This is a genomic window from Nocardiopsis sp. iso_237 (assembly GCF_056173345.1).
On sequence record NZ_CM149669.1, the window covers coordinates 120,827 to 133,697 of the forward strand.

General features: G+C 70.2%; 21 protein-coding genes. 11 read left to right on the forward strand and 10 right to left on the reverse strand.

What is annotated here, in order from left to right; translation table 11 throughout:
- Nucleotides 1-48: 48 nt before the first annotated feature.
- On the reverse strand, nucleotides 49-906 hold the full coding sequence (locus AC0VYM_RS00540) for a maleylpyruvate isomerase family mycothiol-dependent enzyme (RefSeq protein ID WP_475457704.1): 858 nt from the start codon (nucleotides 904-906) through the stop codon (nucleotides 49-51).
- A gap of 411 nt (nucleotides 907-1,317) precedes the next feature.
- On the opposite strand from AC0VYM_RS00540, the gene AC0VYM_RS00545 reads away from it, so the two are divergent.
- The 4 genes from AC0VYM_RS00545 (at nucleotide 1,318) to AC0VYM_RS00560 (ending at nucleotide 3,269) form a co-directional block, all read left to right on the forward strand.
- Nucleotides 1,318-1,524, forward strand: coding sequence for a hypothetical protein (locus AC0VYM_RS00545; protein ID WP_475457706.1), 207 nt, complete (start codon nucleotides 1,318-1,320; stop codon nucleotides 1,522-1,524).
- Entirely contained in the window at nucleotides 1,517-2,620 is a 1,104-nt protein-coding gene (locus AC0VYM_RS00550) for a DUF2637 domain-containing protein (RefSeq protein WP_475457708.1), read from the forward strand. The genes AC0VYM_RS00545 and AC0VYM_RS00550 overlap by 8 nt, the downstream gene beginning before the upstream one ends.
- 25 nt (nucleotides 2,621-2,645) lie before the next feature.
- Entirely contained in the window at nucleotides 2,646-3,020 is a 375-nt protein-coding gene (locus tag AC0VYM_RS00555) for a hypothetical protein (RefSeq protein ID WP_475457709.1), read from the forward strand.
- Between the two features lie 90 nt (nucleotides 3,021-3,110).
- Complete coding sequence (locus tag AC0VYM_RS00560) at nucleotides 3,111-3,269, forward strand: hypothetical protein (protein ID WP_475457711.1); 159 nt, start codon at nucleotides 3,111-3,113, stop codon at nucleotides 3,267-3,269.
- A gap of 71 nt (nucleotides 3,270-3,340) precedes the next feature.
- Here AC0VYM_RS00560 and AC0VYM_RS00565 read toward each other — a convergent pair whose 3' ends face one another.
- Both AC0VYM_RS00565 and AC0VYM_RS00570 read right to left on the reverse strand, forming a co-directional pair.
- Nucleotides 3,341-3,532 (reverse strand): DUF397 domain-containing protein, encoded by a 192-nt coding sequence (locus tag AC0VYM_RS00565; RefSeq protein WP_475457713.1) that lies wholly within the window; start codon nucleotides 3,530-3,532, stop codon nucleotides 3,341-3,343.
- Nucleotides 3,533-3,543: 11 nt separating this feature from the next.
- Complete coding sequence (locus AC0VYM_RS00570) at nucleotides 3,544-4,389, reverse strand: helix-turn-helix domain-containing protein (protein WP_475457715.1); 846 nt, start codon at nucleotides 4,387-4,389, stop codon at nucleotides 3,544-3,546.
- A 227-nt stretch (nucleotides 4,390-4,616) separates the two neighbouring features.
- On the opposite strand from AC0VYM_RS00570, the gene AC0VYM_RS00575 reads away from it, so the two are divergent.
- From AC0VYM_RS00575 to AC0VYM_RS00605, 7 genes are all read left to right on the forward strand, one after another.
- A complete protein-coding gene (locus AC0VYM_RS00575) occupies nucleotides 4,617-4,805 on the forward strand; it encodes a hypothetical protein (RefSeq protein WP_475457717.1) in 189 nt (62 codons plus the stop codon).
- A complete protein-coding gene (locus AC0VYM_RS00580; RefSeq protein WP_475457719.1) occupies nucleotides 4,805-5,116 on the forward strand; it encodes a hypothetical protein in 312 nt (103 codons plus the stop codon). Before AC0VYM_RS00575 ends, AC0VYM_RS00580 begins: the two co-directional genes overlap by 1 nt.
- 44 nt (nucleotides 5,117-5,160) lie before the next feature.
- Nucleotides 5,161-5,421 carry a hypothetical protein gene (locus tag AC0VYM_RS00585; protein WP_475457721.1) on the forward strand — a complete coding sequence of 87 codons (261 nt, stop codon included), beginning with the start codon at nucleotides 5,161-5,163 and terminating at the stop codon, nucleotides 5,419-5,421.
- 81 nt (nucleotides 5,422-5,502) lie between these two features.
- A complete protein-coding gene (locus AC0VYM_RS00590) occupies nucleotides 5,503-5,634 on the forward strand; it encodes a hypothetical protein (protein WP_475457723.1) in 132 nt (43 codons plus the stop codon).
- A gap of 142 nt (nucleotides 5,635-5,776) precedes the next feature.
- The gene (locus tag AC0VYM_RS00595) at nucleotides 5,777-6,271 is read left to right on the forward strand and encodes a hypothetical protein (protein ID WP_475457725.1); all 495 of its coding nucleotides are present in this window, start codon (nucleotides 5,777-5,779) and stop codon (nucleotides 6,269-6,271) included.
- Between the two features lie 253 nt (nucleotides 6,272-6,524).
- Nucleotides 6,525-6,707, forward strand: a complete 183-nt coding sequence (locus AC0VYM_RS00600) for a hypothetical protein (RefSeq protein WP_475457727.1) — start codon at nucleotides 6,525-6,527, stop codon at nucleotides 6,705-6,707.
- 78 nt (nucleotides 6,708-6,785) lie between these two features.
- A complete protein-coding gene (locus AC0VYM_RS00605; protein WP_475457729.1) occupies nucleotides 6,786-6,929 on the forward strand; it encodes a type II toxin-antitoxin system HicB family antitoxin in 144 nt (47 codons plus the stop codon).
- 107 nt (nucleotides 6,930-7,036) lie between these two features.
- Here the strand turns inward: AC0VYM_RS00605 and AC0VYM_RS00610 are convergent, their stop codons facing one another.
- The 7 genes from AC0VYM_RS00610 to AC0VYM_RS00640 all read right to left on the reverse strand — a co-directional run bounded on the left by AC0VYM_RS00610 (nucleotide 7,037) and on the right by AC0VYM_RS00640 (nucleotide 12,860).
- On the reverse strand, nucleotides 7,037-7,267 hold the full coding sequence (locus tag AC0VYM_RS00610; RefSeq protein ID WP_475457732.1) for a hypothetical protein: 231 nt from the start codon (nucleotides 7,265-7,267) through the stop codon (nucleotides 7,037-7,039).
- A 64-nt stretch (nucleotides 7,268-7,331) separates the two neighbouring features.
- The gene (locus tag AC0VYM_RS00615) at nucleotides 7,332-8,054 is read right to left on the reverse strand and encodes a peptidoglycan recognition protein family protein (protein ID WP_475457734.1); all 723 of its coding nucleotides are present in this window, start codon (nucleotides 8,052-8,054) and stop codon (nucleotides 7,332-7,334) included.
- Nucleotides 8,055-8,181: 127 nt separating this feature from the next.
- The gene (locus AC0VYM_RS00620) at nucleotides 8,182-8,436 is read right to left on the reverse strand and encodes a hypothetical protein (protein ID WP_475457736.1); all 255 of its coding nucleotides are present in this window, start codon (nucleotides 8,434-8,436) and stop codon (nucleotides 8,182-8,184) included.
- Complete coding sequence (locus AC0VYM_RS00625) at nucleotides 8,429-8,566, reverse strand: hypothetical protein (RefSeq protein ID WP_475457738.1); 138 nt, start codon at nucleotides 8,564-8,566, stop codon at nucleotides 8,429-8,431. Before AC0VYM_RS00625 ends, AC0VYM_RS00620 begins: the two co-directional genes overlap by 8 nt.
- An 8-nt stretch (nucleotides 8,567-8,574) precedes the next feature.
- Nucleotides 8,575-10,833 carry a hypothetical protein gene (locus AC0VYM_RS00630; protein ID WP_475457740.1) on the reverse strand — a complete coding sequence of 753 codons (2,259 nt, stop codon included), beginning with the start codon at nucleotides 10,831-10,833 and terminating at the stop codon, nucleotides 8,575-8,577.
- Nucleotides 10,820-12,487 carry a hypothetical protein gene (locus AC0VYM_RS00635; protein ID WP_475457742.1) on the reverse strand — a complete coding sequence of 556 codons (1,668 nt, stop codon included), beginning with the start codon at nucleotides 12,485-12,487 and terminating at the stop codon, nucleotides 10,820-10,822. Before AC0VYM_RS00635 ends, AC0VYM_RS00630 begins: the two co-directional genes overlap by 14 nt.
- A gap of 13 nt (nucleotides 12,488-12,500) precedes the next feature.
- On the reverse strand, nucleotides 12,501-12,860 hold the full coding sequence (locus tag AC0VYM_RS00640; RefSeq protein ID WP_475457744.1) for a phage tail fiber protein: 360 nt from the start codon (nucleotides 12,858-12,860) through the stop codon (nucleotides 12,501-12,503).
- Between the last annotated feature and the right edge of the window lie 11 nt (nucleotides 12,861-12,871).

Below are 12,871 nucleotides of genomic sequence, written 5' to 3' on the forward strand. Positions count from 1 at the left end.
CACGACGAAGGCCGGTCCCGTGGGACCGGCCTTCGTGCTCCCTCGATATCAGTGGATGATGGACACGATCTGGCAGGTGGTCTCGGCCAGGTCGTGGTCGCCGTCGATGCGGGCACGGGACAGCGCGGTGTCCGGTTGGATACGGCGGGTGCACAGCTGCCAAGCGGTCTCCGCGTCCAGGCCGACGGTCACGTCGGGCCTCGTGGGTGCGTTCTCTACGAGCGACCAGCGGTCCTTGGTGACGCGGGCCGTCCAGGTCCCTCCTGCCGGACCGTCGATTCTCACCCGGACCGTCGTACCGACCGGTGCCCGGGTGTCGCGAAGTGTGTGGGGGAGGGCCCGCATGAACGTGTCCAGGACCACGGTCATGAGCCGGGGGTCGGAGTCGGTGCCCTGGCCGGTGGCGTGGCGGATCTGCTGTCGGTGAGTCCAGAACTCGGTGAGGTCGCGGGCACTGTCCAGCCACATCGGTGCCGGGTCCGCACCCGCCCAGGACACACCCAGCGAAGGAGCACAGGGGTCGGCTGCCTCGAAGAAGCGAACGACCTGCCCGCCGACCAGGTCGAGGGTGTCGGTGAGTGCGGCGGGACTCACCCGGCGCATGGCCTCCACCCATTCCTGGTTGGCGCGGTGGATGAACGACTCCAGCGACTCGCCCGGAGCGAAGGAGGTCCCGAGCCGGTGGCCGTCGCGGTCGCGTGCCAGCCGCCCGTAGAAGTCGCCCAGGATGTGGGTGGCCAGATCGCGTACCGTCCACCCCGGAACCGCCTCCCGGCTCCAGTCGGCGGGGTCCAGGACACGCAGTGTGGACATCAGCGCGGCCTGTTCAGGTGCGAAGAACGGTCGGGCGTCGACCGGGGCGCCTATCCAGGAAAGGCTCGGCACGTCATCGCGTCGAAGGTCCATAGGCGAACCCTGGCAGCCGGAGTAGGGATCCACCAGTGAATATCCGCGATCGGGCCCCGGCAGATCCCCACCGACCCCGAATTCGGACCCCGGACACGACGAAGGCCGGTCCCGTGGGACCGGCCTTCGTGCTCTGTCGGGGTGGCGGGATTTGAACCCACGACCTCTTCGTCCCGAACGAATTCGGGTCCGCTGGTCAAGATGGGTGTGGTTGCTCTGACCTGCAAATTTATGACCGTGCATGACCGTGCACGACCGCAGGAAATCACTGCTCCTGACGCACCAGCGACGCATGGACGCACGCGCAGCGTGCTACCGTCACCGCACAACTGAAGCGGCCCCAGGCGGTGCTACCAACACCGCGCCGGGGCCTAGCCCACCTCCAGGACCTGCAAGCCGATGGAGATGAACGTGACCACCGTACAGCGCCCTCAGGGCGCCCCCACGCCTACGCCTACTGCCGCCCTCCTCCAGGACGTGTTCGACGTCCTCGACGCGCACGGCTACGACCGCGCCCCCGGCCGCACCCTGTGCGCCGCGCTCCCCACCCTCGACGGCCTCCTCGGGGACTTCGTCGCCGCCTACGAGGGCCGCCTCCAGGAGGTGCCCGGTGCGTAGCCCGTCCCTCCTCGAACGCCTCCCCCTTGTCGCCACCATCACCGGGTCCCTCCTCATCGCCGGGAGCCTCCTCGCGGTCAGCTTCGGCCACATCCGCGCCTTCGCCCAGTCGGCCGGAGCGGCAGCCTGGGAGGCCACCGTCATCGCGGTCACCGTCGACGCCTTGGTCCTCCTGGCCCTCGGTGCGATCGGTCAGGCCCGCCGTGTTGGCCAGCGGCCACCGCTCATCGCTGAGATCGCGCTCGTGGTCGGCATCGTGGCCACCACGGGCGCGAACCTCCACTACGGGTGGTCGCACGGGTGGATGGGAATCGTGGTCAGCCTGTGGGTTCCCGTGGCCGCTGAGTTGGCCTACCAGCTGGCCATGGCCGCGCTTCGCATGGGCGCCGGTGGCCAGCAGGACCGGCCTGTCATCTGTGGCCACCACGTCAGCGTGGCCACGGTGATGGCCAGGGTCCACGCCCGCCCGGTGATCTGTGGCCAGGACGTCCCCACGGCCATGCTCGCGGCCACCCTCGTGGCCGTCCGCCGACCGGCCCCGCGTGACCCCCGCCCGGTCATCTGTCACCGGCCGGTGGCCATGGCCACGCTGGCGGCCACGATGCCGCCCCGGCCGGTGGCCACTCTGGAGGACCCGCGTCCGGCTATCTGTGGCCGGTTCGTGGCCGTCGAGGACGTGGCCATGCCGGAGCGCCTGGCCGTGTGCACGCGGGTCATCCCGGTCACCGAGGTGGCCATGCCGCCCGTGGACACCCGGCGGCCGGTCTGCTCCCAGCTGGTGACCGTGGCCGAGGTCCTCGCTCTCTCCCCGGTGGCCATGCCCGAACCCGTGGCCACCGAGAAACAGCCGGCCCCGGCGGCACGGCCGCGACCGGCCAACCGGCCAGCGGCCACCACCGACGACCCGGCCGCGCGGGAGGTGGCCATCCTGGAATGGATCGCGGACGCGGACGACCCCGACGCCCGGATGGCCGCCGCCAACGGCGACGACGTTGTCCAGCTCCTGGCCGCCGCTGGCCACCGGGTGTCCGGCCGGACCGCCCGTCGCGACCTCCAGGCCGTCCGCGACCAGCTGGCCACGACCGTGGCCGCGTGACCACCACCCAACTGAGGAGAACGTGATGAGTGACCGACGCCGAGGACTGACCTGGGCCATGTCCGGCCGTGTCCGTCTCGCTGAGGCCCTGCACCCCGCCGAGCTCGCTGGCCTCCTGGACGCCCTCGACACCCCGGAAGGGATCGCGCGGGCCCGTCAGGAGCTGGAGTGGGCGCAGGAGGCAGTGCCGAAGGCCGACGAGGCCAGGGCCGCAGTTCGCGCCGCGTGCGAGGGACAGAACCTGCTGACGCTGGAGATGGAGGCGAAGCGCATTCAGGAGCTCACCCGCCCGGGGTCCGTCCAGGTCGCGGCGGGGGACATGGAGCGTGGCCGGATCATCCGGCTCATGCGCGCCACCAGGTGGCCGGTGTACCGCCAGGGCGAGGACCCCGAAGCGTAGTGGTCTGACCGGGCCACCCGGTTGTGTGGCCGGGTTCGGACCCGGGCATCACAGGGGGTGGCCAGCGGTGGCCACCCCCTGAGGAGGACCATGACCATCTTCGAGTTCGCGGACCGGGTCCGCGTCTACCTGGAGACCCCACACCCCGCACTCGTCCAGCTGGCGGAGACGGGGCGGGAGGCACGAGACACCCGCCCCAGCTGGATGCCGAAGGAACTTCCCGAGGAGCCCCCGACCCGGGTACAGTGAGCGCGGGATGCTTTCAGGTAAAGCACGGCAAAGGCCCCCAGTCATCGACTGGGGGCCTTCGTCGTGTTCGGCTACTTGTGCGTCGCGGTCTTGAGTAGCGCGGCCCATTCCGAGCCGGGGAACAGCAGGTGCCCCGCGTCGCGGTTCTGGGTGTCACGCACAGCCGAGGCGCCGGGGATGTCGGCAACCTCGACACAGTCCTGCGTGCGGGCACCGCTGTAGCTGCTCTTGCGGAAATTCAGGGCGTGGGATGTTTCAGGCATGGCGGCCGTTCCTAGGTCATCAGGCTGCGGATGTGCTCCCGGGTCTCCTCAACAGAGAGAGCCGCAGCCTGTAGATGATCGTATACGTGCTGGTAGTGCGTAATCTCGGCGGGCTTCTCCAAGTAGAGCTCCTGGGCCATGACCTCCAGGTAGACCACTGGCGGGTCCGGTGACTCGAAGTCGAGGATCACCATCTGGCCAGTCTCGCCATGCAGGCCCCGGCTGAGCGGAAGCACCTGAACTCCCACGTTCGGGGTGTGGCTGATCTCGATCAGGTGCTCGAGCTGGCCATGGAGCTCTCTCGGGATACGAAGCAAGGCTGACTCGTCGATGATGGCCCACAGGGTGGCCGGGGAAGAGTGGAACACCGCACCCTTGCGAAACATCCGGGCCTGAACTCGAAGGTCGAGGTCTTCGTCATCGGTGATGCCGGAGGCCCGCAGCATGGCCCGCGCGTACTCCTCGGTCTGGAGCAGCCCGGGGATGACCATCGACTGGTAGGTCCGGATGCGCGTCGCTTCGGACTCAAGTCCGACGAACTGCCCACTGCCCAAGGCGTCCCCGAAGCTCGCCCACCACCCGCGCCGGTTCCCCTCCTTGGCCAGTGTGAGGTACGGCTCCCACTCCTCTTCGGGTACTTCGTAGATCACCAGCAGCAACTGGAGATCGTCGAACGAGAGCCGTTTCCAGTCCGCTTTCTCTAGCCTGATCAGCTTCGACAGTGACCAGCCCCGGCTTTTTCCCGAGCGCTTGCGGGCTTCGGCGGCGACGTCGTCAGCGGTCAGCCCCGCTTCTTCCCGCAAGGCGCGCAGCTGCCGAGACAGGCGCTTGCGTCGCAGGGTGGGGCTGCTACTCACGTCGTCACTCCCCGTGCTTGTCGATGGTCGATGAGTCGATCCTACGATCCCTCCGCCAGACTCAGACATTTCACGCATCCTCCATGTAGCAACGGCATGGCAGATGAGATTCTGGCATTCATCTAAAGATGGCATTGCATATTTTGATGACTCGGAGGCACTATGGACTCACCTGAAAGCACGCCGGACTTCCCACCCGGCGCTGTCCTTACCGGAGGTGTGCGCCCATGGCGCCGCGATACCTGAATCTCTCCGAGCTGGCGCACGTGCGCTGGCTGGCGTCCGAGACGATGCGCCGCCGTCGCCCCCGCCGAGCCTCGCGGGTGAGGAGCTACTCCCTCCCGCGTCGCCCCCGCACCGACCTCGACGTTCTCCTGGCGGTCCTCGCGGGGCTCCGTCGTCTGTCGGTGGCGTGATGATGCCCCCGCACTGCGCCGAGATGAGCCTCGACTCCGGCGGCATCCCCCGCTCCTGCTCCCTGGAGGCCGGGCACGAGGGCGACCACATGAGCTGGGCCGCCGACAAATGGGAGGACCCGGCCGTCGTCCTCCGTCGACTCTCCGCACGGTGGGGTAGCACGCACCGCATCTCGTGGACTGGCCGTCTGTGGCTGGCCACCGACCGGCGCCCGAGCAGCCACTGGCGCACCGAGGTGGAGCCCACTCCGGAGCAGCTGGAGGAGTCCCTCCTCGCCCACCACGGTGAGCCCGCGTCGGCCCGCCCGTAGCTCCCACCCTCACCGCACAGCACCCACAGCACAGAGAGGAAGCAATGGCAGACATGGACATGTCCGCGTTCCTGGAGGAGGTCGCCGTACAGGTGGCCGCAGCCCCGGCCGAGGACGCCCCTGCTGACTACCTCCACCGCCGCAACGTGATCGTCGCGGCCGCGCTCCGGTCGGTGGCTGGAGACGAGCACCCCGCTGACGTCCTGGAGGTCATGGAGGACCAGCTCCTCCTGGCCGCCCTGCCCGAGGGGGAGGCGGTGGCTCCGCCGGAGTGGCGCCGCCAGCAGCTGGTCGCCGCTCCCTAGAGACCCCGCGCACCCGCCGCCCGTCTGGAACTTCCCCCGGCGGGTGCGCGGACCACCCACCCACAACAGAAGGAGAGACACATGAGCGACCCCGACAAGCCGACCGCCGACGAGCGCGAGGGACTGGACCTGATGGCGGACATCCGCAAGGCCGGAGAGTCCGGCGACGAGGACACGGTCAACGCGTTGGTGGACCGACTGAAGGAGAAGTAGGCGCCCCGCGTAGGACCCGCAAGACGACGGCGCCCCCATGCGACTGGGGGCGCCGCCCCAGGGGCCGTTCGGCCCCGGCCCGGAATCACGGCTGCAACCGCTCCGGGCCACGGAAGGATCACCGCACCCGAAGGATACGAAGATGACGAACACCGTCATAGCCCCCACCCCCGACATCACCGCTGGACCAGTCGACTGCGCTGGATGCGGCGCCACCGTCGACAGCCGCGCCACGAGCTGCTGGAGCTGCGGGCTGATCTTCGGCGGCGGCCGTGGTCACCACCGTCTGTGGGTGCCGCTGCGCACCCCCGCCGACCACGGCCCGCTCGCCCACGCCGCGCAGCTCCTGGAGATGCTCCTCGACTACCGGCTGATCGAGGACGCCCGACTCGACGGGAGCCGCGGGTTCGTGGTCGTCGACGACGGCGCCCGCCGCACCCTCACCCCTGAGCAGGTCCTGGACGAGTACGGCGACCGGGTGGCCGACATGGTCACCGACGTCATGGAGCACAGCGACCTCACCACCACCGACGTGTCCGTGACGGTCGGCGCGGAGACCGGCCCGGTCCCGTTCATCAAGGACCCCGCCGACCGCCTCACCGGCTACAGCACCTACTGGCCGGAGCGCGCCTCCTAGACCGTGGGGGTGGTCGGATGACGGCGCGGGCGCGCCTGGAGACCCGCCCGCGCTAGGGACCGCTCCACACAGGGGGCCGAGGACTCAAGTCCTCGGCCCCCACTCAGACCACCACCTCCGATCCGGGGGGACGGAGGTGGTGGCCCGGCCGGGGGAGGCCGGGCCAAGGGGCCCACCAGCGGGGAGCTGGTGGGCCCACTCTTCGGCCACTCGTGATAACGCGTGGTGGTCAGTGAATTACGGGGGGAAGAGAATGACGGAGTACCGGTTCTGGGTCAGCATCACCATGACCGACGAGGAGCAGCACACCTACCGCGCGGAACGCGCACTGACCGGGGCGACGTCCACGCGCCCCGACCTCGCCGCTTGGCTCACCTCCACCCTGGAAGGTGAGGGCGTAGTCACCGGCTGGTGGTCGAACGTCCGGGTCCGGTGAGCCGACTGGCCGGAAGCAGCCACGCCACAGCCCCGAACACGCCACACTGAACCCAGACCGCCGAACCTTGGGAGCGCCATGATCATCACGGTCACGCCCGACGACGAGCAGGGCGGGTACGTCGCCCACTCCACCGACCCCGAACTCGCCTCCCAGGGAGACACCCGACCCGCTGCGCTCCGCTCCCTGGCCGAAGCCCTGGAGCTCCTCGAAGGCGAGTAGCGGACACACGAAGAAGCCGCCCCGCCCCACCATCACGGTGGGGCGGGGCGGCGGCGGTTCGAGGCTTCCCTTCCTCGAACACGCGTGCGATTCTACACGCTGACCTGCTACTTCTCTAGTCGGCGGTGGATGTATGCGGTCACGGCCATGAGCGCGCCGGTCCCAGCCGTGGTGCCGACGGTGGCGAGGGTGAGCACCCCGCCGTCGGTCGCCAGGGTGGACACAGCGGTGGCGGCGACGACGAGCGCGGTCACCGCCAGGGCGTGAAGGAGAGAGCGGACGGCACGGGTGCGGGCGTCCCGGGTCGGAGTGGGTGCCGGGGTCGGGGCTTCGTGCATGGGGATCTCCAGACGGGGTTACTTTGCGCGGCGGCCGGCTGCGCACACGGTGACGGTGTACAGGTCAGGTGATGGGCGCGGTCCACAGGACGGGCCAGGTCTGGGCGCCGACGAGGCCGTCAGTGGCCAGGCCCTTCTCCCGCTGGAACTGGCGGATCGTGGTGGCGAGCCCGGTGTCGTACCGGTCTCCGGCGGCCACGCCGACCCACCCGCGTTCGCGGAGCCGGTTGCGGATCTGCCGGACACCGGGGCGAGCGGCCGTGTGGAACCCGCTGTGGTTGCGCGGGTTGCTGGACTCGGGCCCGAACCAGTGGCCCTTGGCGAGCGGGAACGCTGGGGCCTTCGTGCCGGGCCTGGGTGGTTTCGGCGCGGGTGCGGTGCCGCCTCCGGAGACGTTGCGGAAGTCGCTGGACTTCCACCAGGCGTGGTTGCCGGAGCCGGGGCACGACGTGTTGTTGATGTCGCGGTGGCCGCGGCGAGACAGGGTGCGCCCGGCCCGACGGCACGCCTCGTCGTACAGCGCGATGATGGTGCGCTTGGCGGCGTCGGTCATGCCGTCGCGGCCGATGAAACAGATGCCGATGCCCTGCGTGTTGCGGGGTGCGGCGTGCGCGCCGACGACGGTCCAGCCCCGGCCCTCGTAGGCGACGCCCGCGCTGTCGACGAGGAAGTTGTACCCCACGTCCGACCAGCCGTTGCCGTCCATGTGGAAGTTCTGGATCTGGCGCGGCGTCTGGCTCGTGGGTCCGGAGGAGTAGTGGAGGGTCACCTCCTGGCGGACGGACATGGGCACGGTCTGCCGGGAGCGGGGAGTACGGGCGCCCCATGAGGAGCGCGATCTGATGTTGTCCAACGGGTGCCTCCAGGCATGAGAAAGCCCCGGCCGTTCGGCCGGGGCGGTTGTAGGCGATGGGTCAGCCGACGAACACGCTGACAATCGCGGCGATCCCCGCGACCACTGCGGAGAACGCGGAGACCGGGAGCGCGTATCGCCATGCCTCCAAGGAGCGGAGACGAGCTTCGTGGTCCTGGATCTGCTGGCGAGCGATCTCCTGCTGAGTGATCGAGGTCTGTAGTTGCCCGGACAGCTGGCGGAGCTCGCCGTAGATGTCGGCGGCCGTCACGGTGTACCCCAGCGGGCGGGGCGGCGTGGGGCTCTCATCAGGCACCGTCGCCCCCCTCCGCCTCGTCCACGGGAGTCCCCGGTTGGCCGACGTCGATGCGGTTGCCGGGCGGTGGTTCCCACCGAGGGTGGGAGGGGTCGGCCTCGACCAGCGGGGCGGGGATGATCTCAGACACGGGTGCTCCTAGCCGGGCAGCGCAGCCGCCACGGTCGGGTCGAGGATGGGTTCGGTGGTGAGCCCGCCGTCCAGCGGCGGGGTGGGGCGGGACAGGGGGCGCACGTCCAGGGACATGGACACGGTCGCGCCCTGGCCCTGCACGCTGTACCCCAGGACCCGGTACACCCCGTCGATCCGGAGACCGTCGTAGTCCACGATGCGGACCACGTCACCGATCTGGATGCGGGGGTCGGGGAGGATCTGGATGTTGCCGGTGAGGGGGACGGGCCACGCCGTCCACGCCACCAGGCGTAGGGACAGCTGGTCGGCCCACCAGATGTTCTGCACCCACGGGGACGCCCCGATCTCCACGGACTGCACCCCATACCGGGCGACGCTCGCGGGGTTCTGGCGGGCGACCGGCTGGGCCTGCGGGGTCTCCGCCGCCTGGTGAGCCGGACGGAACGACGGGGTCGTGCGCGCGCTGGTCAGCGCGGCGTAGGCGGTGTTGGAACCGCGGTTGTGGAACCGGAACATCGGAAGCCCCGAGTCATAGACCACCTCGGATTCGACCGGAGCGGTCGCGCCCGTGGTCGTGACGAACTTGACCAAGCTCCCTGCGGTCCCCTGCGTAGGGGGTGTGGTCCCTGCGAACAGCATGGGTGGCCGGAGCCCCCACGGACGTCCCTGGAAGTCGATGGCCATCTCGACGACAGCGCCGGGCTGCACCGTGATCACCGACGTGTACTCGTACACCTCGGAGAACGTTCCCGTCCGCTGTTGGATGGGCGACCACCCGACCGTGACCCGGTTCGCGACGGAGTCGATCTCCTCGGAGACGGTGATGTCGGAGATGGACCGGGCCGCGGTGACCTCCAGCTCCGGGGTGGGGATGATCGGACTGTCCGGCACGACGAAGTCGTACCTGCGGACCCTCAGCACTCCGTCCTCGTCGAACCAGATGTAGCTCATGGTGTCGGTGGCCACCTGTTTGAGCAGGTCCCACCACGTCCCGGACACCTCCGGCAACCCCCGAAGCGCGTAGGTCTCCAACCCGGCGGAGGCCCCAGCCTCGGAGATGAGGTCGAGGGTGGCGCCGCGCCGCCACGGCTCCACCACGTCGATCGTCCCCGTGATCGGGGTGACGCCCACGCACTCCACGGGGCCGGTGGCGGTCACGGTGATCGTCTCCAGGACTCCCCAGATCGGGGACGGGCCGGAGTAGGTGGGGCTGGAGTAGAGGGCGCCGGAGGGCTGGTACAGCCACCCGCGCACGGTCGTCGGCGCCGTCGTCGTGGTGAGCCCCACGAGGAACGCAACCTTGAACCGGCCTGTCTGTGACGCGGACGCGGGCGCCGTCCAGGTGGTGGAGCCGTTGCCGACCTGGGCGCGTAGCTGGCGGGTGGACGGGTCGTAGGACACGACCATCACGGTCTCGGACCGGGTCCCGGAGTCGGTGGTGGGCCGGTCAGCGAACACCAACCGAACCTCGCTGGTGGGTCCCTGACCGGGTGCGGTGCACCGAATCCACCACTCGACCATCAACTGGTTGGCCTGGGTGAGGACGCGCCGCTGTGGGGCGTAGGTCGCGGACCATGGGGTGGTGGTCGGCTGGCCTCCGAGGGTGTTGGCGGGCCCGGCGGTCCACGGGGAGATCGCCGGGTAGGAGCCGGTCAGTCCGGTGGTGGACTGCCGGATCCCCCGGGAGGCCTCCCTTGACCCGTTCATGCTGGCGAAGAAGATGGAGCCCTGACGCGGGGGAGGGGACGTGTAGACCCCCGACTCCCGCAACGCGTGGTCGATCACCCACTGTGTGTGGATGCCTCCGCCGCCTCCGCCAGCGATCACCGACGGCGGTAGCCACGCCCGCCCGCGCAGGAGTTCGGAGCCGTCGAGGACGGACACCTCAGCCGTCCCTGACCGGGAGTCGGCGCGCACACTGCGCACCCTGCCGCGCAGGGACTGGAGGCGGTCCTCGGCCAGCCCCCACTCCAGCACACAGGACTGTCCGGGCCGGGTGATGTCGGCGGTCACCCTCGGCGCCCAGGGGCTGTAGCGGGTCGCGGCGGTCGCGATCCCCTGCCCCACCAGCGTGAGTGCTGCGGCGGCTGCGGTCGACCCCGTGGGGGTGGCGATCTCGGCTGGGAGGCCGGTGTCCACACCGCGCTCCACGCTCCAGGTGGTCACTTCGTCGGTGATGTCTCGCCCGCCCAGGCGTACCTGGAGGTCGTAGGTGCGCTGCCCGTGGTCGAGGGCAGCGGTCAGGTCCGGGCTACCGGTACGCAATGGCACGCACCTCCTGGAGGTTGAGGGAGAGGGACCGGTACGGGTAGATCGGGGTGTCGGAGAAGTCGGTCACCGCGTATGCGGGGCACCCGTTGCCGAGGGGACGCGTCCCCTCCGTGTGCGGGGCGTAGGACATGCGGGCGGCGCCCAAGAGGCGGAGCCCCGGCGCGGGTTCGGAGATGATCAGCTGTGGGGACACGGAGACCGCCCCGGGCGGGGCGTCCGCTTCGCACTGGCCATCACCGAGGAGCCCGGCGGCGGAGGTGATCACGGCACCGGCGAAGTCGTGGAAGGTGAGCCACAACCGTCCGAGGGACGCGAGGCCGGTGAGATCGGCCGCCAGGTACACCGGCCACCCGGGCATGACCGGCCACCCGCGCGTGCCCCAGTAGGGGTGAAGCCACCGCACGGCCGTGCCGGACTCGGCGGAGTCGATGAGTGCGTGACGCACACCGCCGACGGTGCCGACCGTCACTCGCCCCGGGCCGGTCACTTGGTACAGGTGCTCTACCGCGCCGGGTGCTGACCCGGGGCCCGGTCGCCCCCGCGACTGCTCCGGGGTGAGGAGGTTGCCGGTGGCGGCGTCAGGGTCGATGACGGCGATGGCCGCGTCGGCTCGGGCCGGGATGAGTGCGATCTCCTCCAGGGCGTCGGCGTCGGTGGCGACCAGGCGGTCCCACGAGAGGGTCGTGGTGCGGGCAGAGCGTCGAGCCCGGGACACCGTCACTGCCCCGTGCAGGGACTCGTGGGTGGTGACTCCGAGCTCGGGCGTGCGTACCCAGTCGCCGCGCTCCGCCAGGGGATGGAGCAGGCCGAGGGCGCCGACCCACATGTCTTCGATGGGGGCGCCGGTGGCGACGCTGGCTCCAGCGAATCCGTCCGCCTCCCCATACAGGACAAGGTCACCGGCAGCTTCAGACCCGATCGTCATCGTCCCGTCTGCCTCCCCGTATAGGACGAATTCACCGACTGCGGGTGCGGCCCCTTGGGCGCGGCCGTCCGCCTCCCCGTACAGGACGAGGTCACCGACGGCGGCGCCGACTGCGTGGATCGGTTCGATGACGGGGCCGATCCACTCGCCCTGCCCCACTGCGATCTCGTCGATGTGGGACGGGGTGGTGTTCCATCCACCGCCGGTCACCGCGATGGTGGTCAGCGCCGACCACCCCGATGCCGCCGCCTGGACCTGGAGGTCGTGGGCGTCGGTGGAATCGGGGTCGGTCCACCACACCCTGGCCGTCGCCGTCGCCCCCGCGCGCACGATCTCCAGACGGAGCGGACGGCCGACCAGGTTCGAGGTGTGGGCGCTAACGTCCTGACCGAGTAGTTGGTAGTCGGCCAGGTCGTCGTCGACCATCGACAGCAGCCGCGTACCTCCGGCAGTCGCGTTGATCTGCTGCCACCCGCCGGAAGGGATGAGGAGGTAGGCGCGCAGCGACCACGTAGTGCCGCTGGCGGGGTCGAACTGGACCTCCCCGCCCTGCTCCCCGCCCGCGCCGAAACGGATGGAGGCGCTCCCGTGCGCCGCCCAGGTGGTGGAGTAGGTGAGCACATTGAAGACGGACGCCACGGGGTCCCCGTAGGTCGCGGAGTTCGCGACGGTCACGGCCTGGCCGGTGGGCCCGTCGAAGGAGTTCTGCCAGACGATCGCCACGCGGGGTCTCCTCTCAGGTGGTGGGGTTGCGGGCCCCGACCCGGAGGGGGCTGATCGTGTACGTCCCCACGGCCGGGAACTCCAGTTGGGTGGCGAGCTCGATCCCACACAGGAACTCGCCGGTCTCGGTCCACAGACCGCACCAGCGCACCCACGACCCAGCAGGCACGGAGAACACCACATCAGCGGTGGCGGTGACCGCCCCAGAAGCGGGCGCCCCCCACGTCACCGCCTGCCGCTCGTAGTCACCGCCGGACAGTTCGGCGGACCCGGAGGCGTCCGGCTGGGTCGCGTGCAGGGACACCTGGACCGCTGGGCCCACGGCCGCACCAGCGGCTGGGGTGCGCATCCCGGGCTGAAAAAACGAGGCCATGAGGCCTCCTC

What these genes read in the sequence shown, in the direction of transcription:
- AC0VYM_RS00540 (WP_475457704.1), bottom strand. Translation starts at nt 906, where the DNA reads ATGGACCTTCGACGCGATGACGTGCCGAGCCTTTCCTGGATAGGCGCC.
- AC0VYM_RS00555 (WP_475457709.1), top strand. Translation starts at nt 2,646, where the DNA reads ATGAGTGACCGACGCCGAGGACTGACCTGGGCCATGTCCGGCCGTGTC.
- AC0VYM_RS00560 (WP_475457711.1), top strand. Translation starts at nt 3,111, where the DNA reads ATGACCATCTTCGAGTTCGCGGACCGGGTCCGCGTCTACCTGGAGACC.
- AC0VYM_RS00565 (WP_475457713.1), bottom strand. Translation starts at nt 3,532, where the DNA reads ATGCCTGAAACATCCCACGCCCTGAATTTCCGCAAGAGCAGCTACAGC.
- AC0VYM_RS00575 (WP_475457717.1), top strand. Translation starts at nt 4,617, where the DNA reads ATGGCGCCGCGATACCTGAATCTCTCCGAGCTGGCGCACGTGCGCTGG.
- AC0VYM_RS00580 (WP_475457719.1), top strand. Translation starts at nt 4,805, where the DNA reads ATGATGCCCCCGCACTGCGCCGAGATGAGCCTCGACTCCGGCGGCATC.
- AC0VYM_RS00585 (WP_475457721.1), top strand. Translation starts at nt 5,161, where the DNA reads ATGGCAGACATGGACATGTCCGCGTTCCTGGAGGAGGTCGCCGTACAG.
- AC0VYM_RS00590 (WP_475457723.1), top strand. Translation starts at nt 5,503, where the DNA reads ATGAGCGACCCCGACAAGCCGACCGCCGACGAGCGCGAGGGACTGGAC.
- AC0VYM_RS00595 (WP_475457725.1), top strand. Translation starts at nt 5,777, where the DNA reads ATGACGAACACCGTCATAGCCCCCACCCCCGACATCACCGCTGGACCA.
- AC0VYM_RS00600 (WP_475457727.1), top strand. Translation starts at nt 6,525, where the DNA reads ATGACGGAGTACCGGTTCTGGGTCAGCATCACCATGACCGACGAGGAG.
- AC0VYM_RS00605 (WP_475457729.1), top strand. Translation starts at nt 6,786, where the DNA reads ATGATCATCACGGTCACGCCCGACGACGAGCAGGGCGGGTACGTCGCC.
- AC0VYM_RS00610 (WP_475457732.1), bottom strand. Translation starts at nt 7,267, where the DNA reads ATGCACGAAGCCCCGACCCCGGCACCCACTCCGACCCGGGACGCCCGC.
- AC0VYM_RS00615 (WP_475457734.1), bottom strand. Translation starts at nt 8,054, where the DNA reads ATGTCCGTCCGCCAGGAGGTGACCCTCCACTACTCCTCCGGACCCACG.
- AC0VYM_RS00640 (WP_475457744.1), bottom strand. Translation starts at nt 12,860, where the DNA reads ATGGCCTCGTTTTTTCAGCCCGGGATGCGCACCCCAGCCGCTGGTGCG.